The organism is Pseudomonas sp. MYb193 (genome assembly GCF_002966775.1).
GTDB lineage: Bacteria > Pseudomonadota > Gammaproteobacteria > Pseudomonadales > Pseudomonadaceae > Aquipseudomonas > Aquipseudomonas paracarnis.
The window spans coordinates 1,900,418-1,921,588 of record NZ_CP023269.1 but is presented as its reverse complement, the minus strand read 5'-3'; the positions used below and the strand labels follow the sequence as shown (position 1 = coordinate 1,921,588).

Genomic DNA, 21,171 nt, shown 5'->3' with positions numbered 1-21,171 from the left:
GACGGCCTTAATCCGCCGTTCAAATCCAAGGATGACCTGGTGGAAAGGATCTGAAGACTGCGGCCGCAGAGCTGAATATAGATCGCGAAATGATCGACAGTTATTTGTCTAATTGTCACCGAGGCTCGTCGGATCAGGGGTTGAAGGGCAACATAGTCCGACCATACATACGGTGTTCGATTAACTGAACCTCGAGCGGAACTTCGAAAGCGGTAACAAGCTCTGGAGACCGTCATCGGCCACGCAAACTGTCACTTTCAAAAGGCCCTCACCACATACAACAACAGGTAGTCCATCTTCCATAAAGATCACCTTACCCGCTGTACGGTTCTCTATTTGAACATCCTCCATCTCTTCGGCTGCCAAGATACGCGCGGGCACATTGCCCAACAGGCAATGCGCGCCCTTATAAGGTTCACCGACGGCATCAATAACCCGTCGTATATAGCTGGCCGATAGCGTCCAGTCAATTCGATAATCCTCGTCATCACGCCATAGGCTATAACTAGCCTGATCATGCGCCTGAGGCTGGGCACTCAATGCTTCGCCACGGGCAAAGATTTGCATGATGGCCTTACCCAAATGCACATAGCAGTCATTAACCGCTAATATCGCCTCGGCAATCGTGATCGGGTAGCTGATCGGCATAGCGGATTGCTGAATGATATCGCCGCGATCATATTCAGCGGCGCCGAAGATGGCGGTCACGCCGATCATGCTTTCATGGTTGATCAACGCATTGACCAATGGTGAAAACCCCCGGTACTTGGGCAGCAGGGAATCATGAAAAACGATCAACTTCTCGGCAGGATGATCGATCAGCCAACGCCACGAAATGGCCATTGCGTACTCAGTCTCAATTTTGGAAAAGTCCCTGCGAAAACTAAACCGTACATTTTGGGAATCGCAAACGGCGGCGATCTCACTGGAGTAATCGTTCAGGACGGCAGCGTCCTCACCAATGACTACTTCGGCGATAAAATCCTTGTACCGCGGAACCACCTTCTCGACAAAATTGAGCCCTTTTTGGGTCATTACAAACAAAGTGACTAAAGATGTATTCACGTTGCCCTCCAGCGTGGAAATTGTTTTCTTCGATGTACTGTCAGCGCATACCGCGAGGTATATTGGCCGCAATGTTTATCGAACGTCTCTTTCAGTCACCCCCATGAATATTTCGTTCAATTTATTCAAGAAGGACTCACCCCGAGTCCGTCTGATGAACACCCACCGCCCAGCAGCCCTTGGACTCACCCTTCGGGTAGCCAGCGATCGATTGCTGGAAAGCCCAGTGATTCAATGCGATGAAACACGGGTGCAGGTATTGAAAGAGCCGGATCACGACCTGATCAGCCAATCCTGGATGTGGGTACAAGCCAGCGGACTACCTAAGCGGCCCGTCATCCTTTTGACTGCACCACCAGACGAGCACATGAGGTGCCGTTGCGCCTGCAGGGTGATTATCGCGGCTATCTGATGACCGATGATTACGGCGGCTATAACGCTTTGGCTTTGCAACCGGACATTGAATGTTTGGCCTGTATGGCCCACGTCCGACGCAAGTTTGTCGATGCACAGAAAGTGCAGCCCAAGGGCAAAGAGGGTCGTGCCGATGTTGCGTTGACGATGATCAACACGCTGTATGGCCTCGAGCGCGACTTCAAGGATGCCAACAACGATGAACAGCAGTTTGTCGGGCGTCAGGAAAAGAGCTTGCCGATACTCGCCCGGTTGAAAAGTTGGCTAGAGAAAACCCAGCAACACGTCACCGCGCAAAGCGCCTTGGGCACCATAGCCAAACTGGTTGCGCTTAAGCGCAACGCGCCATGCCTGGCGCTCCAAAAAAAAGACCGGTCAATGACCGGCCTCTTGGTTAATTTTCACATTATCAGTTGAGTTCAAGCCTATTGCGGTTTTTCTCCAGAAGCGCTTTACCAATTCCCTTGACTTCCAGCAATTCATCAATGGCCGTAAACGCTCCATTATTTTCACGGTGAGCGATGATTGCCTTCGCTTTGGAGGCCCCGATACCGAACAAGTCACGTTGTAAAGTGTACGCATCCGCCGAATTGAGCTTGACCTTGTCGGCTTGTTCGGACTCGGTCACTTGGGCGCTGACGGGTGTCGATGCTTCAATTTTGCCCGCAGGTGCAGCATTGCTAGCAAAGGAAGTGCCAACCAGAACGGCAAAGACAAAAGCTGAGAAACACGTTGTACGCATATGTAACGCTCCATGACATCTGTAAAGGAAAAGCAGCTTCTCCGAAGCTGCTTTTCAAACTTAGGCGATGTTTTTGAAGAGTCAAAAATGACTACGTTACAACGTGTAAGCTCAGGGCTCGAGACGACGTTGCTGATAGATCCAATCGACAATTTCGCCGTCTGGAGCGTAGCCGCTGACAGTTTCGCGCAGCATTTGTCTGACTCGCGTGTAATCATCCTGAGCCACAGCAGAAATAAGCTCAGTCAACTTCGACTTGAGGTCCTCCCATGACAGATGGTCCTCATTGGCACTCATGATCATGGGGTGCTGAGTAGCAACCACGTTGTCGCCGATCAACAGCTCTTCGTAGAGTTTTTCACCTGGGCGCAAGCCGGAAAACTCAATGGCAATATCACCATGCGGGTTCTTGTCAGAACGCACTCTCAGGCCAGACAGGTGAATCATTTTTTCCGCCAACTCAACGATCTTCACCGGTTCCCCCATGTCCAATACGAATACATCGCCGCCGAGCCCCATGGAACCAGCCTGAATAACCAACTGAGCGGCCTCGGGAATCGTCATAAAGTAACGAGTAATCTTTGGATGCGTGACCGTCAATGGTCCACCAGACTTGATCTGTCTGTGGAACAAAGGGATCACTGAACCGGACGATCCCAGTACATTACCGAAACGGACCATCGTGAATCGGGTCTTGTTAACATGGGATATATTGGATTTCTGGTTGAAAAGCACAGGAGCAAGTTCCCGGCTAAGCGCTTGTAACGTCAGCTCTGCCAGGCGTTTGGTGCTTCCCATGACGTTGGTTGGACGAACCGCCTTGTCCGTAGAAATCAATACAAAGTTAGCCACCCCGGCCTGCAAGGCAGCTTGTGCAGTATTGAGCGTACCAATGACATTGTTCAGTACCCCCTCTGCAATGTTGTGTTCAACCATCGGCACATGCTTGTAGGCGGCAGCATGGTAAACAGTATCGACATGCCAAGTTCTCATCACATCCAGCAATTTGTTCTCGTCCCGAACAGAGCCGAGAATGGGTAGAATTTTGACGGGAAATGACTCGCGGGTAACACGCTCTTCCAACTCAGAGAGAATGCTATAGAGATTGAACTCACTATGTTCAAACAACAACAGCGTCGTGGGACGCAGCGACAATATCTGGCGGCAAAGTTCGGAGCCAATTGAACCACCAGCACCTGTCACCAAGACACTCTGCCCCTTGATGCAGTGTTCGAGTAATTCTTCGTTGGCAGGGACAGCATCGCGTCCCAGAAGATCGGCAATGTCAACCTCTTGGATATCATCAACTTTGACACGGCCGCTGGCCAAGTCCATGAAACCGGGAACACTGCGAACATGCAGCGGAAAGCCTTCGAGGAAACCAAGAATTTCTCGGCGACGCCCACGATTAGAAGACGGGATAGCCAGTAAAATCTCTTGAGCTCCCGTCGCATCAATCATGCGCTGGATGTGTTTGGGCTTATAAACCTGTAAACCGGAAATCACACGATCAGAAATGCTTGCGTCATCATCGATAAAAGCAACAGGGCGCATCACTCGCCCCATACGCAAAGCCGCGACCAGTTGATTACCAGCAGCACCCGCGCCGTAGATAGCGACCCGTGGCAAGCCGTCTTCACGGCTGGTGAAAGGCACATGTTGTGATGCAGCAAACCAATCGCCCAAAAAATACTGACGCATGGCCAACCGCAAACCACCCACCATGATCAGGCTGAGCCACCAATAGTTGAAGATGATGGAGCGAGGAACAACATGCTGGTGGTTGCTGTACCAGTAAACTAGAACACCAATGATCAGCGAAGACAGGCTGACCGCTTTGATAATCGCAATGAGTGCATCATTGCCAAAATACCTCATCACGGCCCTATACATACCGAAGCGAATAAACAACGGTATGGCAACGACGGGAGCACAAACGAACAGCCATAAGTGCATCTCGACCGGGTTGATCATGTCGTCAATACCCAAACGAACTACAAAGGCGAGCCACAACGCAACCCAAACCAGAATTATGTCCGTGAATACCTGCAAAACTCGCTTTTGCCTGCGTGATAGGCTCAATAAATACGCACGAATTGTGTCCATGAAGTACCCGCTTCCTCCAAATTTCTGAATCATAAAGAACCGAAGGCCACTGAGCACAAAGCCTGGTGGAAAAGCCCCAAAGGAGGCCGAATATCAGCTCCGGGAATAGCTTAAGTCAAAAATCCGAACCAGCACCATCACGGTGAGGTGGTGCCGGCTCGAATTTCTATTTCCGTCAGCGCACCAAGATTTTAACAACCGTAGCGAAAATGATACGGAGATCAACCAACAGACTATGGTCATCAACGTACTGTAGATAGTAAGCCTGCTTAATCGGCAAGATCACCTCAATGTAAGCCTTTCGAGGATCAGCGTATTTCGCCAGAATCTCATTCTCATCCACCATTTCGATAGACGCCCGGTCGGTAATACCCGGACGAACCGACAATACCTTTTCCCGAATGGCGGGATCATAACAATCGATAAATTCTTGCACCTCCGGGCGAGGCCCCACCAAGCTCATCTTGCCGAGTAACACATCAATCAGCTGAGGAAGCTCGTCGATCTTGAAACGCCTGAGAAAATCACCAGAACGTGTCACGCGGGCATCTTTACCAATGGTCAACCGTCCCCCGCGTTCAGAATCAGTACTCATCGTGCGAAATTTATGAATTTTAAAAGGAATACCAAAGCGTCCAACCCTCACTTGCCTGAAAAAGGCAGGACCTGGGGAGTCAGATTTAATCCATAAAACAACCAACAAAAAAAATGGACTGAGTACTAACAATCCCAAAAGTGCTGCAAAGATATCAAACAATCTTTTAAGCATTGCTCAACACCATTTTTATGGTCTCGATGACACGCAAGAGATCCGCTTCGGTCATCTTTGTGTAAAGCGGTATGCTAACCTCTTGCTCAAACAATTTCTGTGCAACAGGGAACATTTCAGCGGAAACATTGCAGCTTTCGCGCCAATAAGGATGCAAATGCAATGGAATGAAATGAACAGAGCAGCCGATACCGGCCGACGCCATTCTTTCGATAAATACGTCTCTGCTTATGCCCGCTTCAGGAAGCAGACGAATAGGGTAAAGGTGTCGGGCGTGGAGATCACCCTCTGGTGGATTCTGTGGTAACACCAGGGGAAGCTCCTTCAGCGCAGTATTATAAACCTGCGCCATCGCTTCGCGTTTTACCTGAAAGCCAGGTAGTCGGCGCAGTTGATGGATACCCATCGCAGCTGCGATGTCACTCATATTGTATTTAAAACCTGGAGCTACAATTTCATATGACCATGCAGGCGTTTTAGATACGTAGCGATCAAACGCATCTTTACTGATGCCGTGCAGACGCATGATTTTGCAACGCTTAGCAAGGTCAGCATCACGGGTAACAACCATACCCCCTTCGCCCGTTGTCATAGTCTTATTGGCGTAAAAACTAAAAACCGTGAAGTCGGAACTCAGTGCACCAATTTTCCGCCCGTGCCACGTTGTCGGCAGCGCATGAGCTGCATCCTCAACCACTCGCAGACCATATTCTTCGGCAATCGAAAGGATCGCATCCATATCGCAGCTCAAGCCAGCAAAATGAACAGGCATAATGGCTTTAGTGCGCGGAGTGATAGCAGCAACAATTGCGGTAGGGTCGATATTGTAAGTATCCTGCAGCACATCAACAAAAACTGGGGTACCGCCCAAATACCGCACCACTTCCGCAGTGGCCGTAAATGTATAAGTCGGCAAAATCACTTCGTCACCAGCACCAATGCCGATAGCTTCTAATGCGAGATGAAGCCCTGCAGTTGCCGAGTTGACGGCAATACTTTCCAGGTCGCCACCCAAAAATTGTGAAAAGTCTTGCTCGAACTGGCGTGCTTTGGGTCCCGTGGTTACCCAGCCTGAACGAATCGCATCAACCACTTCATTGATTTCTTCCTCCCCGATTTCAGGAAGAGCGAAAGGCAAAAAATCTAGGCTAGCCATATTACACTCCGAGCGTTTTGATATAACGATTCATGAATCTGTTTCCACTTTTGGAAAGCACTGCGTCCAAGACATAACCGTTCTTGAGATAAAACGCATTGACGGGGTCGTTGCCATCGCGATCGGTGATCAGGTAAATAAAATCAAACTTTGATTGATTCGCAACTTCCTCGATACCTTGCAGTAGCTTACCTCCCACCCCCAAACCTTGAGCATCAGGGGACACGGAAATAGTACTCAGCAATACAGCATTGCTCGTGTCGACCTCCTCACTCGCATCGCCTTTATAAAAAAGAGCAGAGGCTAGTTTTTTCACGACGTTTCCTGGGTTCTTAAGCAGACAAGGGATCGCATAGAAAAAAAATTTGAATCCCTGCGTCCTCAACAAACGTTTGTAAAAAGCTGACGGGTTGGTAATAGCGACAGCGACACCCATAGGATTAGAGCTCACATCTTCAGCGTTTCGAGCAACTAGACAAATGCACTCCGAAGATGAAAGATAGTTACTGTAAAGTAAGTTGAGAAAACGTGGGCCTAGGGACGTTAGAAAAAACCCCGGAAACGCAGCAATGTGCAAGCTCACCAAATAGCGAACGGAGCCTTCATCTGCGCCGCTAGCGCGCTGGATATTCATACCAACCTCTCAAAAATGGTATTAATTTTCGCTAATGCCAGATCAGAAGAGTAAAAGTTTTCAGCATAAGCTCGGCCAGACCTGCCCATGGTCATGCGCTCTTCTGGAGATAGCCTTACAAAACCATCCAGGCATGAAGAAATAGCCCCATCGCTACGTTCTTCAACGCAAAAACCAGCACCTGAGTTTTTAAGCTCGATTGCAGACTCGCTACGACTATTTGTCAGTAACATAATAGGACGTGCAGCAAGCAGGTAGGTTATCAGCTTGGAGGGGACCGAAGCAAATTCCTGACCTGCGGCAATAGGGAGCAGCAACAAATCAGCGGCACCGAAGGCAATTGATGTCAACTCCGCAGGCCACGGCACCAGAAACTTGACACGTGACTCCAGACCTCTTTGCTGGACCATTCTACGCAAACCAGGCACAAGAGAACCATCACCTGCCAATAGGAAGATAATCCGATTGTCAACCATCCCGATATGACTCATAAACTCATCCAAACCGGAAGCAACCCCCATGTTACCACCGTAGACACAAACAACATCATCGTCGGCCAAGATGATGGAAGTCTGTGCAGCAAGCTGAGCTCGCGCGAGTGCTTTGTCCATAACGGTGACTTGAGCGCTCTTCACCCAATTACGGATTACTGTGATTTTGCCTTCGTTGATTCCACGCTCCTGTGTATAGGACGTTTTGAACCCATCAGAAATAACGATGATTTGATCGCACCGCCTAGCAACAAAAGAGTCTAGAAAGAATAAGACCTTATAAATAACACCCGTATTACTCAAGCGCCTTTGCGCAGCCAGTGACTCGGGATACAAATCCTGAACGCTTGCTACGACCTTGATACCTTTAATTTTGCAAGCCAACAATAGTAGACCCAGCGAGAATACAGGCCAAACATTCGCGTAAACAACATCTACTTTTCTCTGTTTCAACAAAAAGAAAAAAACCGAAAGCCCATAGGAAACATTCTCGACAAATCGAGATAGAAAACCCGATTTTCCGGAAGAGATTGCAAACAGCCTCTTGACCAAAAAAGGCAGTGACATAGAGGCCACCTTTTCGTCAGCGTCAGCCTTCGAGACGTTGCGGCTAGGCGTAGGGCACGCAACGATAACCTCATGCCCCTGCTCGTGAAAATACTGAGCGACGTCCATACTGGTTTTGGCGCTTACAACCGGCTCAGGCGGAAAAACGCAGCTTGCGATAATGACTTTCAAGTTATCTACCTTAAATTAACTTCGACCGTATCGGTCTTCAAAGCGCACGATGTCATCTTCACCCAGATATGAACCTGATTGAACTTCAATCAATTCCAGCGGTACCTTACCTGGATTTTCCAGCGCATGAATTTGGCCAATCGGTATGTATGTTGACTGGTTTTCTGTCACCAGATAACTCTTTTCACCATTTGTCACCTTCGCGGTTCCACTCACGACAATCCAATGCTCAGCGCGGTGATGATGCATTTGTACGGACAGCTTGGCTCCCGGCCTCACTGTAATCCGCTTGACTTGGTAACGTGGGCCTTGGTCAATCGAGTCGTAGCTGCCCCAAGGTCGATAGACCTCACGATGAAAAATAAACTCAGGGCGGTTCTGCGCTTTCAATTTTTCTACAATAACTTTTACATCTTGCACCCGATCTTTATGTGCAACCAGCACCGAGTCTTTTGTCTCAACAATTATCAGATTTTCCACACCCACCGCGGTTACCAGACGGCTTTCGGCATGCAGATAGGTATCGCGCGTATCGTGGGTCAATACGTCACCCTTCATAATATTGCGCGACTCATCCTTTACACCGACCTCCCAAAGCGCCGACCAAGACCCTATGTCGCTCCAGCCGGCGCCCATGGGTACTACTACCGAGTTTTCAGTTTTCTCCATCACGGCATAGTCGATAGACAAGTCAGGACACGTCGCAAAGAGTTTCGGGTCGACGCGAGTAAAGTGCAGATCTTGCACACCGTTCTTGAGCGCCTCCTGACAGATCGAAAAAATATCGGGCTGGAAGAGCTGCAATTCTTTAAGGAATGCCCTTGCACGGAACATGAACATTCCACTGTTCCATGAGAAACAACCCTGTGCAAGATAGCTCTCAGCCACTACCGCACTGGGCTTCTCGACAAACTGCTTCACTTTATAGCCACCACCATCGAGAGCTTCGCCTCGCTCGATATAGCCATAGCCCGTTTCGGGTGAAGTCGGATCAATACCAAAAACCACGAGTTTTCCAGACTCAGCAAAAGGCAGAGCTGTCAAAACGCTCTGGTGGAACGCTGAAACGTCCTGTATATGGTGATCGGCAGCCAAGACTAGCAGCACCGGGTCCTCACCACCCTGAATCATTCTTAACGCCGCAAGAGCTATAGCCGGAGCGGTACTGCGCCCTTCGGGCTCCAGCAGGATATTGGCATTTTCCAAACCAATCTGGCGCAGCTGCTCTGCTACCAGAAACCGATGCTGTTCATTACAGATCATTTGAGGTTCAGCGATCACGAGTCCGGATAAACGCTCAATAGTGACCTGCAGCATGGATAAATCATCGATAAGCGGCAAGAACTGCTTAGGATGTTGCTGGCGGGAAATTGGCCAAAGCCTGGAACCGAAACCACCGGCCATAATAACAGGAACTATCATAAAACACCCAAGACAGAAGTATAAGGATTCACGAATCCAAGGATAACCAGTACATAGACAAGTTGAAACAATGCCACACTGAGTATCATTGCCCCGCCCACAAGCCTACCGAAAATTACGATATATGAAATAAGGGAGAACATCATAAACCCATTAAATATATCAGAAATTCTGTAAGCAAAAACTTGCAAGTCATGCAACAACAGCAAAACAATCAATCCACACAAATGAACTATAACAGCATAGGAAATGAAGCTTGATTGCCTCTTAATACGATCAAACAGCAATACCGGCGGTGTGAGTAGGACAAAGTGAAATAATACGCGAACAAGGTTAATCCCGCCCCCCTCCCCCGCCAATGCATTTTCAATATAAAAACTCAACCGTTCGATTGACATGCTCGACGCAACACTCAACAACCCCTGCGTCAGACTGACATCAAGTATAAATAGCAGTAGGAAGACGAAGCATAAGAGATAAAGGGCCAAAGCAAATCGAGCATTATTAAAATAAAACAACAAGAAAAACGGCAAAAAAAATGCAGTTGAGTAATGAAAAAATATCGCACATAGAAATAATAGCGACGCACTCAGGCGTTTACCTTCATAAAAGCGGAACGTAGAGAGCAAGACGAAGCTCATCGCTACTCCAATTCTGATTTGCGTAAAGTCTTGTAGAAAAAAAAAGTACGAGATATAAATCGATGCACTAAACCAATAGTACCCACTTATTTCTTTCGACAAGTACAGCTTTATACCAACTCCAAGAATCGCATAAATCAAAAACATTAAAGCATTCCCGCCAGTCAAAAGGAGGGAAAGCTTAGTTAGAATATAAAAGGTTGGTTCGATAAAAAAAACACCAACCGTACCGTCAGAAATCCCTGAAACGTAATTGACGTAATTCAGATGATCTTCTGATACGCCTGGCGCTTGCAATGCGCATAGAGCAATCAGTAAGCATGCCAAAAAAAAGTAAGCTATGCGCCCTGGTCTTCCTATGGCCGAATATACAAAAGAAATAAAAAATGGGAAAAAATATAAAAACATTAATAATAACTCTGTTAACAACCTAAGAACACACGGATACCTCTTAGACCAAACAACAGAATATCAAGGCCCAAGAATTCAAGCGGGCCTGATATCAGCGCCCGCCTTGAATACATAGAGTTACCCTCTGACAGAACTCGCGTTCTTCACAAACCAGCTGTAAGCGTCTTCCAGCCCCTCATATAGCGAAATAGATGCGCTCCACCCCATCGCTTGCAAACGCGAAACGTCCATCAATTTCCGAGGAGTTCCATCAGGTTTCGATGTATCAAAAATAAGCCTGCCCTTGAAGTTCGTCACCTTCGCCATTGCCTCAGCGAGCTCACGAATACTGCAATCAACGCCGGTGCCGACGTTGATGTGAGACAGCATCGGCTGAACGTGCTCAGCGTAGGCATCGAAGGGAAGATTCATAACGTACACAGAGGCAGACGCCATATCATCAACATGCATAAATTCCCGCATTGGTTTGCCACTGCCCCAAATGACAATTTCTTCCTTGTCTGATTGGACAGCGTCATGGAATCGGCGTATCAGTGCAGGAATCACATGACTGTTATCGGGATGATAATTATCGTGCGGACCATAAAGGTTTGTCGGCATGACGCTACGGTAGTCTGTTTGAAACTGTCGATTATAACTTTCGCACAATTTGATACCGGCGATCTTTGCAATAGCATAGGGTTCGTTAGTTTCCTCCAGCGTCCCCGTTAACAGTGCATTTTCACTCATAGGCTGTACAGCATGCTTTGGATAGATGCACGAAGACCCTAAGAACAGTAACTTATTGACGCCATTTATGTAGGCCCCATGAATCACATTTGATTCAATCACTAGGTTTTCATAGATGAAATCGGCAGGATAAACGTTATTTGCATGAATACCGCCAACCTTAGCCGCGGCCAGATACACTTGGTCAATCTTATGCTCATTGAAAAAGCTTGCCACTTGTGCCTGATTGAGCAAGTCCAACTCCTTCCTGCTTCTCGTCAGCACATTCGTGAAGCCAAGTGCATTCAACCGTCGGACGATAGCGGACCCAACCATGCCTTGATGACCGGCAACAAAAATAGTCTTACCCAGATCAGCGCTCATATCAACGCTCCAGCGATACGTGTACGTCATGCCCGTGAGACATAAGAAGCGCGTGACGACGAGAAGCTTTCAGGTCCTCAGAAACCATTTCCGCGCACATTTCCTGCACAGTGATTTCAGGGATCCAACCCAGCACTTCCTTAGCTTTGCTTGGATCACCTAAAAGCGTTTCTACTTCTGCTGGGCGGAAATAACGCGGATCGACCTGAACAATCACATCACCTACTTTCAGAGCAGGCGCCTTGTCACCTTCGACTTTTTCAACGATTGCCTTTTCATCAACGCCTTCACCTTCAAAGCGAAGAGTCACACCTAGCTCGTTTGCAGACCAGATGACGAACTGGCGGACCGAGTACTGTACACCAGTGGCGATAACGAAATCTTCGGGCTTGTCCTGCTGCAACATCATCCATTGCATCCGAACATAGTCCTTAGCATGACCCCAGTCCCGTAGTGCGTCCATGTTACCCAAGTAGAGGCATTTCTCAATACCTTGACCAATGTTTGCCAATGCACGGGTAATTTTTCGGGTTACAAATGTTTCGCCACGACGTGGAGACTCGTGGTTAAACAAAATACCATTGCAAGCGTAAATTCCATATGCTTCACGGTAATTTACAGTGATCCAGTAAGCGTACATTTTCGCTACGGCGTATGGTGAACGCGGGTAAAAAGGAGTCGTTTCTTTTTGAGGAATCTCCTGAACCAAACCATACAATTCGGATGTAGAAGCCTGGTAAAAGCGGGTCTTCTTTTCCAAACCAAGAATCCGAATCGCTTCTAGAAGACGCAGAGTCCCCATCGCATCGACATCGGCGGTATATTCTGGAGATTCAAAGCTCACAGCGACATGAGACTGCGCGCCCAAGTTGTAAACTTCGTCAGGCTGAACCTCTTGAAGAATACGCGTCAAATTTGAAGAGTCGGTTAGATCTCCATAATGAAGAACAAAATTCTTATTCTCCACATGCGGATCCTGGTAAATATGGTCTACACGCTGCGTATTAAACGAAGATGCACGACGCTTGATACCATGAACTTCATAACCTTTTTCGAGCAAAAACTCAGCCAAATAAGAACCGTCTTGGCCTGTTACTCCAGTTATGAGGGCTTTCTTTTTCATTGCGACTCCTTTAAATATTTTTAGAGCGTAACAAGACTGGAAACTTTATCTTTCCAGCTTTTAATACTAAACACTTCAGAAACCTGCCGGTGAATTTCAAACGGCGTATCAAATAATTCAGTGCCGAATGAATACAGAGAAAACACTCTTTCAGCTACCGACTTAGAATCAAGCCTTGCAACCAAATAGCCATTCCGCCCTTCGCGAATTAACTCATGGGCCATGCCCACGTCGAAAGACACGACCGGCGTACCACACATAAGCGCCTCGGCAAGCATCATGGGCCCAGCATCTTCAGTCGAGGTATTTACAAAGACATTGACGGATCTATAGAGATCCGAAAGTTGTTCATCTCCTCGCCGAAAACCAAACTCTTCAAACTCAATATGCTTAAAATCTATGCTACTGAAAAATTCTGATTTCAAACACAAAATACAAATTTTTGCATCGCCTGATAACATCCTGTCAAGATGAATCAGAACCTCCAACAGATAGTTGAACCCTTTACGGGGGTCATCAACATCGTTAGCATTTGTCAGAATTTTAAAAGGACCAACACGAGGCGTAGCCGCAGGAGCATAGAATTGCTCGTTAATAGGAATTGGCAACCTTACATATTCACTATAGGGAATCGCGGATGCTTTGGCCTCTTCTGTAATTCGCTCACTGCAGCATAAGATCGACGCATTCATTGCTGCGACATTGATCGCCTTAGCGCGCAACTGATGGGCAGCATAATTACGAACGCCGAAATCGAGCGCGGGACAATCCGAACAATCAGAAACAAAGCCTCTGCAACTCCAGTAATAGTGGCATCCACCAGTCAAGTGCGCCATATCCATGGTAATAAAGTAGACTTTGCAGCCTGTCTTTTTATGGATTTCCAGTACGTCATAAGTGCTTGCGAATCCAGCAACCCAGTGCACAAACAGGAAATCAGCCTGCTGGATCTCTGTTACGAGTTTAGGACTCAGTCCCTGCCCCACAGATTCACCATGAGTGAAAAATAAATATTTTTTCCCCCCTGAAAATTTTGATCTTGCTGAAACAAAGCCCCTTATTTTCGAGAATATTTTAGGTGGCAGAAAACGTCTTAACGTAGCTTTTAATCGAAGAGAGTTATTATTAGCGGATATTATTTTTGTGGTGCCATCGACGGAGGACCTTTTTGACTCTGTAATATAGATTTCAGAGTCATAGCCCAACGCAAGAAAAGCTTCGTGATAGCGCAATGCGGCGCTACCGGCCCCACCAAAATCATTGGTGGATATATGCACTATTTTCGGAACTTTCATTTTTTTTCCAATAATATTTTTGCAGGCGTCGTACGCTCCCTGCCATTGCGCCGACGCAAATAGACTACTGCGCTGGTTGCACTTACAACAAAATAGAGAATATATGTCAGCATATAGGCCTGCATTACACTCTCAACCCCCGGAGCCCTTGAACTCAACAGAGTGGCTATGCCAAAAAAAACACCACCTTGGATAATTTCCGCAGCAATATATAATTTGGTGGCGGCTTTGGCGACGGCAATGAATCCGAAGACATAAGAACTTATTTTAAAAAAATCACCTACCAACTGGTAGGCGATCAACTCTTTGAGGGGCGAAAAATCTTCGGAAAATAATAAAGTTACAAAAAATCCACGCCCTAGATAAAGCACCAGTGCGCCCAGTAAAAATGCAGCCTGCACAAATATAAGGCATTTTAAAACCAAGACTGCAAGCTTACTCCTCTCACTCTGAAGGGAAGCCTTTGGCATAAAATAAAAACCAAGAAAAACAGTAAAAAATCCTAAATAAGCAGCCGAAAGCCTAATCGATGCCTGCCAGATACCTGCATCATGAAACCCTACTTGCGTGATCAGGATCTGGCGAATAAAAATCTCCACAATGGGAAAACAAACAGTGCTAAACAACAGCATCACGGTATACGAGAATAGCTTTGAAAAACCATTACTCAGCGACAATGAAAGATTGATTCGATTCCAAAAATTAGATTTTTTAAAATAGAAAAATGCAGGTATTGCGCACAATGATGAAGCGAACACCATTGAGAGCGCGGCGCCCGACACCGAAAAATAATAGATAACGATCCAAAATAACGGAATAGACATAAGGCTGCCAAACAACTGACTAAAAGCAAAAATCTTAGTATCCATTAGACCATTTGAAACGCCGAACACAATATTCGCAAACGCAAAAAATAACTGCATCACGGCGAGGGTACATATAATTGGATACATATCGCCGTTATTGAAAACCAGTCGTGCTATGGGAACTGAGAATATGATGCCCAGTAGCATTACCACCAATGCAAAGCATGTCGCATAGGACGCAGACGCAGAGACAAAGCGAAACAGGACAACTGGCCTGTTTCTATACTCAGACGTATACTTCACGACGCCGTTGATGATCCCTCCCCCTGACAATACTGTGAGGATACTTACCACACTCATCATGTGTCCCAACTGACCAATACCGTCCGGCCCGAGGTAAACCGCCATAATTTTCAGCAGAGCGAACCCAGCAAGTATTTTTGCACCATGGGCGAGCGAGGTAAGAGCCAACGACGATACCATACTCATCTTAGGTTACTCATGACCTCAATAACTGCATCTATAACAGTTTGATTTTCTTCTTCTGTCATATTGAAATACAAAGGAAGACGGACCAGACGCTCACTTTCAATCGTTGTAAACTTATCCTCAGCGACAAACCGACCAAACACTTCACCGGCAGGGCTTGAGTGCAACGGAATATAATGGAAAGGAGCCAGTATACCTTTATCAGCCAACGCAGTAATAAACTTAGCACGTACAGAAATATCTTTGAGTTTCAAATAATACATATGGGCATTATGATTGACTGAACTCGGTAAGAAAGGTCTAGTTAATACACCCTGCTGCTCCAGCTCAGCAAACGCATGGTGATAGTTATTCCAGATCTGCATTCTTCGCTCATTGATTTTGTTAGCATTTTCAAGCTGCGCATACAGATATGCAGCCTGAAGCTCGCCCGGAAGAAAGCTCGACCCAAGATCTCGCCAAGTATACTTATCAACTTGACCACGGAAAAACTGTGACCGATTAGTTCCTTTTTCGCGAATAACTTCAGCGCGAAGTATGAAACGCTCATCGTTGATTAACAGTAAACCACCCTCTCCACCACTTGTGTAATTTTTGGTTTCGTGAAAACTGTATGCTGCCAGGTGACCAATAGTACCCAGTGGCTTTCCTTTGTAAGTGGACATCATGCCCTGTGCGGCATCCTCTATCACGAAGAGGCCATGCTTTTCAGCCAATGCCATGATAATGTCCATCTCACACGCAATACCTGCATAGTGAACCGGAATAATAGCCTTAGTCTTTTCAGTAATCGCAGCTTCAATGACCGTTTCATCAATGTTCATGGTTTCCGGATGAACATCGACAAATACTATTTTTGCACCTCGCAACACGAAGGCATTGGCAGTGCTGACAAATGTGTAGCTAGGCATGATAACTTCATCACCTGGCTTGATATCTATAAGTAACGCAGCCATTTCAAGCGCTTGGGTACAAGACGGGGTCAATAGGGTTTTTTTGCACCCCAGATTTTTCTCGAACCAATCCTGGGACTTTTGAGTAAATTCGCCATCCCCAGACATCTTGCTACTTCTCATAGCCTTGATAACGTACTTGTCTTCTTCGCCTGTGTAAGGCGGCTTGTTAAATGGAATCACTTTAACTCCTGCTACTAAAGATTGAAAACGCTGTTATAAAAATCCAAACATTAAGATGACAGCTATAATTTAGATACTTACATACTCAGGTATCAGTCAATGATTTCAAGAAATCATCTTCAAGCTGCAACAGGTCCTTCCTTCTTTCCTTGACCCGCTTAGCAGGCACACCAGCGTAAATTCCCCAAGCAGAAGTGCTTTTGGTCAGTAGACTCATTGCTCCAACTGAACAGCCTACTTCTACTTTTACACCCGGCAAAATAGTCGACCCCGCTCCCACGATGACATGCTTTTCTAAGTGGATAGCTGCGAATAATTCATTTTTGAACTTCTTGGGGATTAACGAATTTGTAAGTGTTTCACCGCTGTAGTCATCTGACTGCGCGAATACCTTGACGCCATACGCAAGCGTACAAAAATCTTCAAATACTATTCCAGGAGCCCCACCCGCCACCAGACACATAGGCGTTATATGATTAAATCGCCCTATCTTGACGGTACCTGAAATAATACAAAAATCGTCAATACGGGAGTAATCACCTATTTCTAACTGATCAGCGTTGTAAATGCATGCCTTATCACTGATTTTCACATGCCGGCCTAATGACTTAAACCCAAAACGCTCAAGTTCAATCTGATTTAAGTACGCCATTCTCTACCGCTCCGACATGTGATTTCTAATATAAAGCTTACTTAAATATACGGACATCTATCAGATCACGCTATATCACTAAGCTAAGTAACTAACGCATCTGATCCATTCCTGGCACGCTACCGCCCCAGGATTATTCGTCAATTTCCTGAAAACGTCCCATTTCGCTGCCTAGGCGCGAAATTTGGTGTCAATCTGCACTCGCCTCACATCCGCTCACTGCATGCAGAGCTTCGCTTGACGGCACATGATATCCATCAGTAGCAAGACCCGCTCCCCACCGTCAATTGAGACGAAAATCGAATCAACACCGGATAATTCGCCCTCAACGGTAACGATCGCCTCATCAGCATCTGAATACGTAGCAAGCTCTATACTACTGCGTAACTGTAACGCCTCAATCAACTCATCAGCGACCGCCAGCGGGCGCCCACCAAACGCTACCACCTTCGTTACGCCTCGGGTAGAAGAGAGCGGTGTCCAGTTCGTTCCCGCAGGCATATGTATAAACAAATAGCCAGGGAAAAGCGACTCTTCGACAAATTGCGATGTCCCGCGTACAAGCCTCTGACGTCGGCAGCGTGGTCTACAGCACACATATCCTTGGCGCACGAGATTTTCCTCTGCGCGCTCGTCCTGCTTCGGCTTGCTCTGCACCAAATACCAATCTCGCCGCTTGTCCGCTAACGCTATCGTTGTAGGCTTGTTCATATACGTGAATTATGCACCTGGGTGTCTTTTTCAGATTTTTTCAGGACATTTGCTTATTCAGCTCATCACCATTGACAAGCACATTGGAATCTAGCAGTTCCCTTTGAATTAGTCAGGGCAAACCCACCAAGCACACCCAGAATCACTTATTACCAAACTGATCCACTGCGTGCAGCCAGATCCCAAAAATGGACACAGCTCCAAAAAAACGTGACTGAATGATACAGACCCCACGCTCCATTTCAAGAAGGCCACGCTCTATATAGGCCTTTAAACCGTGCGGATGCATACTCAAGACTAGCAAAAAGCCACTATCCAGCGTAGCTCTGTCAACCTAGAAAAAGGAGACAGAGTGAAGGAAAATCAAATAGTTGCCAGTCATTTTTCCCATATAAGAAAAGAATGAAAAAAGAAGCATGACAGCCGCTTTTAAGTACAAGACAAGAGATTTTATACATCATCCTCGCCTCGTAGACATTCTAGCTTTATTACGCCTCACTCTCGACTTTCAAAGATTTACTCTGTAAAGGGGGGGCCAGCATTGGCATCTCCCTCTCGCCAGCGCACTTACCATAAAAAACGCACCTGGCTGAAGCAATCCCCACCCCAACAATGCCGCCTATCAGCAGCCCAAATATTATAAACAGGGTCCGTTTGGGCCTTATTGGAGCCAAGGGCTCCAGCGCCTGCCGATCAATAGCAACTAATTTCATATTACTAATATCGAGACTGCCTAGATTGTGTAAGCGTGTTATTTCGGCCCTCAACGGCTCAACACCCTGAAGAAATAGATCTTCATTTTGGCGCTGCTTAAGAATTTCAATCTCTCGATTGCTTTTCAGCAGGTCAAGCTCCCGAGCAATCTGCGCTATACGACCTTCAGTAAAATCATCAGCTTTACGCCGCTGCAACGCTGAGCGCTCCGCTTCAAGTGCCTCAACACCCATAAAATACAACGGTATTTGTTGGTTGTTTATCTCTGTACGCATGATGCTTGTTTCACCGAAGCGCCCAGACTCGCCCAGCGCTGACGGCGTAGTCGGCTTCTGAATATTGAGGCTTTTCGCAATGCTTATAGCCTCCGTTAACAGCGAAATTCTATCCATGCGTCCTGTCTTTAGCTGCAGGCGTAATGCTCTCAATTCATCCTGTAACTGCGCGCGCTTTATATTATCCGCTTCTTCCAACGCCGTTATGCGAGCCTCTTTACCTGTCTGGTAACTAGATCGTGCTGCTTCAATTTTCCCCTGAAGTTCCGCCAAGCGATTACTTACGATAACCTTCAGGTCAGCAGCAATATTTTCCCGTTCAGTATCGATGGCATATTTAACGAAACTATTAAGTATACGTACCCCATCTATATGTTCAGCATAATTAAGTTCTAGCCCAATAAATGCACTGAGTAAATCCGCCTTCTTGGGATCGGGCAAAACGAGCTTGAGTGCATCTCGATTGAACTCATCAAAACTTTGCTCTAACGATCGACCTGGACGTTCAAATCTTTTGAAAAGCTCTTGATTTTCTCGAAAAAACCCCAAGCGAGTCTCATAGGACTCCAAAGAGGCACCGACTTTTATCAGCGCTTCCCCAGGAGGAAGTTTATAGACTTCAGATCGATTCAATGCATCCAATTCATTGATAGCAGCAGGACGTAGTACACTGCTGACCTGATACTCTGGCACCATGAGAAAAGCACAAGCCGCCGCAACAACCCCAAAGCTAGCAGTCGTTAGCATAATGAGCTTTTTCTGCTTCCAGAAAGCTTGAACAAGAGCAACGAGGTCAATTTCGTAGGACGAAGTAATCGGGGGGGTTCGGAAGCTACTACTCACAACAAAAACCTGCCTTCAAAGAGAAACTGCGGGCTCGTTATGCAGACAAAATTGCGTTTTTTATTCTAATTGGGTGACCGTCAAAACCCAGCGTCTCTGCCAAATTTTGAGCGCACAAAATGCCTGTTATCGAGAACAGATTCCATTCTGCCATCTCTTTGGCATATTACAAGTCTTGACATGTCTGTAGGGCGATTCTGAATTTCCCAAGAGAACTGTCGCAACCAACGGGGCTAGGTCGCTACGCAGCTCAAAGCGCTCGACATGATAAGGTTTCTGACAAACGGTCGCCAACACCGCTGATCCGCATCACAACTGCCAACCAAGACTTAAACCTTAAGCCACCGCCTTACCCCTACGCCTACGCACAACCACCCCCAACACCGGCCCAATCAACATCCCCACAATCAAAGCCACCACCACAAACACCGCCACCGGCATCTGCGCAGTACTCCACCCCAGGAACGACAGTGCCACGCCCTGCTGGTTCTCCAGCACAAACGCCAGAACCACCAAAGCCGCAAGCACCGCAATCAACACCGCAACAACGCGCTTAACCCCATGCATACCCTTCTCCTTCCCCAAAAACACTCAGACGCCTTCTTCCTCTTCTTCGTTCACCCGATCGCGCAATTCCTTGCCCGGTTTGAAGTGGGGAACGAATTTGCCGTCAAGGCTGACGGATTGGCCGGTTTTTGGGTTGCGGCCTACGCGCGGTGCGCGGTAGTGCAGGGAGAAGCTGCCGAAGCCGCGGATTTCGATGCGATCTCCGGTGGCCAGGCATTGGGACATTTGCTCAAGCATGGTCTTGATAGCCAGCTCCACATCCTTGGATGAGAGCAGCCCTTGATGGGTGACAATTCGTTCGATCAACTCCGACTTCGTCATATTTTTCCCTTCTTTTTCAAGCAGCTAGGAAAAGCGCTCCGAAGGTTTTAGCATGAGTTGATGAATTTGAACAGCCCATGTGTCAACTTATGTGGGGCTGAATAAACATGCTCAGCGAGCGGTCAACCCCTTACTTACAGATCACCAACATGGTCCGCGTCACCGCGCCAGCAGGGTTCCAGCCGAACAGGTAGTCGCCCTCTTCGTCCTCCGCATCACTGGAGCGGGTAATGACCTTGTAGCCCTGCATCTTGCACTCACGGGCGGCGCGCTTTTCGCACTTTTCCCACTTGTTGCCCAGGCCAGAGCAGTCGATCTCGATGCCGCTGACGCCGCGCTTGGCGTGGGTCTTGGCGCTGGTAGAGGAGCAGCCTGCAAGCACCAGCAAAGCGAGTACTACGATAATTCTGTTCATTCAAACCCTTATTGAGTCAGCAACGCGAAATAGCCGTTTTTAAAACTATAGTCAGTTCTGACATTGGGCTGAACACCTTCGTTCGGTGCAGTTGCTTCATCAAATTTCAGGCATCGGCATAGGGGGCGGCCTTCACAGGCCGC

At 47.2% G+C, this 21,171-nt stretch carries 20 protein-coding genes and 1 pseudogene; 1 reads left to right on the top strand and 20 read right to left on the bottom strand.

Annotated features, from left to right (window positions below):
* Window positions 1–180 precede the first annotated feature (180 nt).
* A complete protein-coding gene (locus CLM72_RS09030; RefSeq protein ID WP_105226228.1) occupies window positions 181–1,065 on the bottom strand; it encodes a formyltransferase family protein in 885 nt (294 codons plus the stop codon).
* A 190-nt stretch (window positions 1,066–1,255) separates the two neighbouring features.
* Here CLM72_RS09030 and CLM72_RS09025 point away from each other — a divergent pair.
* A pseudogene (locus CLM72_RS09025) lies at window positions 1,256–1,788 on the top strand (IS66 family transposase); the annotation flags it as partial.
* A gap of 100 nt (window positions 1,789–1,888) precedes the next feature.
* Here CLM72_RS09025 and CLM72_RS09020 read toward each other — a convergent pair.
* The 19 genes from CLM72_RS09020 to CLM72_RS08930 all read right to left on the bottom strand — a co-directional run bounded on the left by CLM72_RS09020 (window position 1,889) and on the right by CLM72_RS08930 (window position 21,028).
* Window positions 1,889–2,221, bottom strand: a complete 333-nt coding sequence (locus CLM72_RS09020) for a ComEA family DNA-binding protein (protein ID WP_105226227.1) — start codon at window positions 2,219–2,221, stop codon at window positions 1,889–1,891.
* Window positions 2,222–2,332: 111 nt separating this feature from the next.
* A complete protein-coding gene (locus tag CLM72_RS09015; RefSeq protein ID WP_105226226.1) occupies window positions 2,333–4,327 on the bottom strand; it encodes a nucleoside-diphosphate sugar epimerase/dehydratase in 1,995 nt (664 codons plus the stop codon).
* Between the two features lie 175 nt (window positions 4,328–4,502).
* Window positions 4,503–5,096 carry a sugar transferase gene (locus CLM72_RS09010; RefSeq protein WP_105226225.1) on the bottom strand — a complete coding sequence of 198 codons (594 nt, stop codon included), beginning with the start codon at window positions 5,094–5,096 and terminating at the stop codon, window positions 4,503–4,505.
* Window positions 5,089–6,252: a DegT/DnrJ/EryC1/StrS aminotransferase family protein gene (locus CLM72_RS09005; protein WP_105226224.1), complete on the bottom strand. Its 1,164-nt coding sequence runs from the start codon at window positions 6,250–6,252 to the stop codon at window positions 5,089–5,091. The genes CLM72_RS09010 and CLM72_RS09005 overlap by 8 nt, the downstream gene beginning before the upstream one ends.
* 1 nt (window position 6,253) lies before the next feature.
* Window positions 6,254–6,886: an N-acetyltransferase gene (locus tag CLM72_RS09000; RefSeq protein WP_105226223.1), complete on the bottom strand. Its 633-nt coding sequence runs from the start codon at window positions 6,884–6,886 to the stop codon at window positions 6,254–6,256.
* Entirely contained in the window at window positions 6,883–8,115 is a 1,233-nt protein-coding gene (locus CLM72_RS08995) for a glycosyltransferase family 4 protein (protein WP_105226222.1), read from the bottom strand. Before CLM72_RS08995 ends, CLM72_RS09000 begins: the two co-directional genes overlap by 4 nt.
* Before the next feature lie 15 nt (window positions 8,116–8,130).
* Window positions 8,131–9,537, bottom strand: coding sequence for a mannose-1-phosphate guanylyltransferase/mannose-6-phosphate isomerase (locus CLM72_RS08990; protein WP_105226221.1), 1,407 nt, complete (start codon window positions 9,535–9,537; stop codon window positions 8,131–8,133).
* Complete coding sequence (locus CLM72_RS08985; protein WP_105226220.1) at window positions 9,534–10,586, bottom strand: EpsG family protein; 1,053 nt, start codon at window positions 10,584–10,586, stop codon at window positions 9,534–9,536. Before CLM72_RS08985 ends, CLM72_RS08990 begins: the two co-directional genes overlap by 4 nt.
* Before the next feature lie 120 nt (window positions 10,587–10,706).
* Complete coding sequence (locus CLM72_RS08980) at window positions 10,707–11,681, bottom strand: GDP-L-fucose synthase (protein ID WP_105226219.1); 975 nt, start codon at window positions 11,679–11,681, stop codon at window positions 10,707–10,709.
* Window position 11,682: 1 nt separating this feature from the next.
* Window positions 11,683–12,804, bottom strand: coding sequence for a GDP-mannose 4,6-dehydratase (gene gmd / locus CLM72_RS08975; RefSeq protein WP_105226218.1), 1,122 nt, complete (start codon window positions 12,802–12,804; stop codon window positions 11,683–11,685).
* A 20-nt stretch (window positions 12,805–12,824) separates the two neighbouring features.
* Window positions 12,825–14,099, bottom strand: coding sequence for a glycosyltransferase (locus CLM72_RS08970; protein WP_105226217.1), 1,275 nt, complete (start codon window positions 14,097–14,099; stop codon window positions 12,825–12,827).
* The gene (locus CLM72_RS08965) at window positions 14,096–15,394 is read right to left on the bottom strand and encodes an O-antigen translocase (protein WP_105226216.1); all 1,299 of its coding nucleotides are present in this window, start codon (window positions 15,392–15,394) and stop codon (window positions 14,096–14,098) included. The genes CLM72_RS08970 and CLM72_RS08965 overlap by 4 nt, the downstream gene beginning before the upstream one ends.
* Entirely contained in the window at window positions 15,391–16,530 is a 1,140-nt protein-coding gene (rffA, locus tag CLM72_RS08960) for a dTDP-4-amino-4,6-dideoxygalactose transaminase (RefSeq protein WP_105226215.1), read from the bottom strand. The genes CLM72_RS08965 and rffA overlap by 4 nt, the downstream gene beginning before the upstream one ends.
* Before the next feature lie 85 nt (window positions 16,531–16,615).
* Window positions 16,616–17,182: an acyltransferase gene (locus tag CLM72_RS08955; protein ID WP_105226214.1), complete on the bottom strand. Its 567-nt coding sequence runs from the start codon at window positions 17,180–17,182 to the stop codon at window positions 16,616–16,618.
* Window positions 17,183–17,398: 216 nt separating this feature from the next.
* Window positions 17,399–17,893: a transcription termination/antitermination NusG family protein gene (locus CLM72_RS08950; RefSeq protein ID WP_105226213.1), complete on the bottom strand. Its 495-nt coding sequence runs from the start codon at window positions 17,891–17,893 to the stop codon at window positions 17,399–17,401.
* 488 nt (window positions 17,894–18,381) lie between these two features.
* Window positions 18,382–19,725 (bottom strand): Wzz/FepE/Etk N-terminal domain-containing protein, encoded by a 1,344-nt coding sequence (locus CLM72_RS08945; protein ID WP_105226212.1) that lies wholly within the window; start codon window positions 19,723–19,725, stop codon window positions 18,382–18,384.
* Between the two features lie 336 nt (window positions 19,726–20,061).
* The gene (locus CLM72_RS08940; RefSeq protein WP_105226211.1) at window positions 20,062–20,292 is read right to left on the bottom strand and encodes a lipopolysaccharide assembly protein LapA domain-containing protein; all 231 of its coding nucleotides are present in this window, start codon (window positions 20,290–20,292) and stop codon (window positions 20,062–20,064) included.
* A gap of 24 nt (window positions 20,293–20,316) precedes the next feature.
* Window positions 20,317–20,613, bottom strand: a complete 297-nt coding sequence (ihfB, locus tag CLM72_RS08935; protein ID WP_003189779.1) for an integration host factor subunit beta — start codon at window positions 20,611–20,613, stop codon at window positions 20,317–20,319.
* A gap of 130 nt (window positions 20,614–20,743) precedes the next feature.
* On the bottom strand, window positions 20,744–21,028 hold the full coding sequence (locus CLM72_RS08930) for a hypothetical protein (RefSeq protein WP_105226210.1): 285 nt from the start codon (window positions 21,026–21,028) through the stop codon (window positions 20,744–20,746).
* Window positions 21,029–21,171: the final 143 nt, after the last annotated feature.

What these genes read in the sequence shown, in the direction of transcription:
- CLM72_RS09020 (WP_105226227.1), bottom strand. Translation starts at nt 2,221, where the DNA reads ATGCGTACAACGTGTTTCTCAGCTTTTGTCTTTGCCGTTCTGGTTGGC.
- CLM72_RS09015 (WP_105226226.1), bottom strand. Translation starts at nt 4,327, where the DNA reads ATGGACACAATTCGTGCGTATTTATTGAGCCTATCACGCAGGCAAAAG.
- CLM72_RS09010 (WP_105226225.1), bottom strand. Translation starts at nt 5,096, where the DNA reads ATGCTTAAAAGATTGTTTGATATCTTTGCAGCACTTTTGGGATTGTTA.
- CLM72_RS09005 (WP_105226224.1), bottom strand. Translation starts at nt 6,252, where the DNA reads ATGGCTAGCCTAGATTTTTTGCCTTTCGCTCTTCCTGAAATCGGGGAG.
- CLM72_RS09000 (WP_105226223.1), bottom strand. Translation starts at nt 6,886, where the DNA reads ATGAATATCCAGCGCGCTAGCGGCGCAGATGAAGGCTCCGTTCGCTAT.
- CLM72_RS08990 (WP_105226221.1), bottom strand. Translation starts at nt 9,537, where the DNA reads ATGATAGTTCCTGTTATTATGGCCGGTGGTTTCGGTTCCAGGCTTTGG.
- CLM72_RS08985 (WP_105226220.1), bottom strand. Translation starts at nt 10,586, where the DNA reads ATGTTTTTATATTTTTTCCCATTTTTTATTTCTTTTGTATATTCGGCC.
- CLM72_RS08980 (WP_105226219.1), bottom strand. Translation starts at nt 11,681, where the DNA reads ATGAGCGCTGATCTGGGTAAGACTATTTTTGTTGCCGGTCATCAAGGC.
- gmd (WP_105226218.1), bottom strand. Translation starts at nt 12,804, where the DNA reads ATGAAAAAGAAAGCCCTCATAACTGGAGTAACAGGCCAAGACGGTTCT.
- CLM72_RS08970 (WP_105226217.1), bottom strand. Translation starts at nt 14,099, where the DNA reads ATGAAAGTTCCGAAAATAGTGCATATATCCACCAATGATTTTGGTGGG.
- CLM72_RS08965 (WP_105226216.1), bottom strand. Translation starts at nt 15,394, where the DNA reads ATGAGTATGGTATCGTCGTTGGCTCTTACCTCGCTCGCCCATGGTGCA.
- CLM72_RS08955 (WP_105226214.1), bottom strand. Translation starts at nt 17,182, where the DNA reads ATGGCGTACTTAAATCAGATTGAACTTGAGCGTTTTGGGTTTAAGTCA.
- CLM72_RS08950 (WP_105226213.1), bottom strand. Translation starts at nt 17,893, where the DNA reads ATGAACAAGCCTACAACGATAGCGTTAGCGGACAAGCGGCGAGATTGG.
- CLM72_RS08940 (WP_105226211.1), bottom strand. Translation starts at nt 20,292, where the DNA reads ATGCATGGGGTTAAGCGCGTTGTTGCGGTGTTGATTGCGGTGCTTGCG.
- ihfB (WP_003189779.1), bottom strand. Translation starts at nt 20,613, where the DNA reads ATGACGAAGTCGGAGTTGATCGAACGAATTGTCACCCATCAAGGGCTG.
- CLM72_RS08930 (WP_105226210.1), bottom strand. Translation starts at nt 21,028, where the DNA reads ATGAACAGAATTATCGTAGTACTCGCTTTGCTGGTGCTTGCAGGCTGC.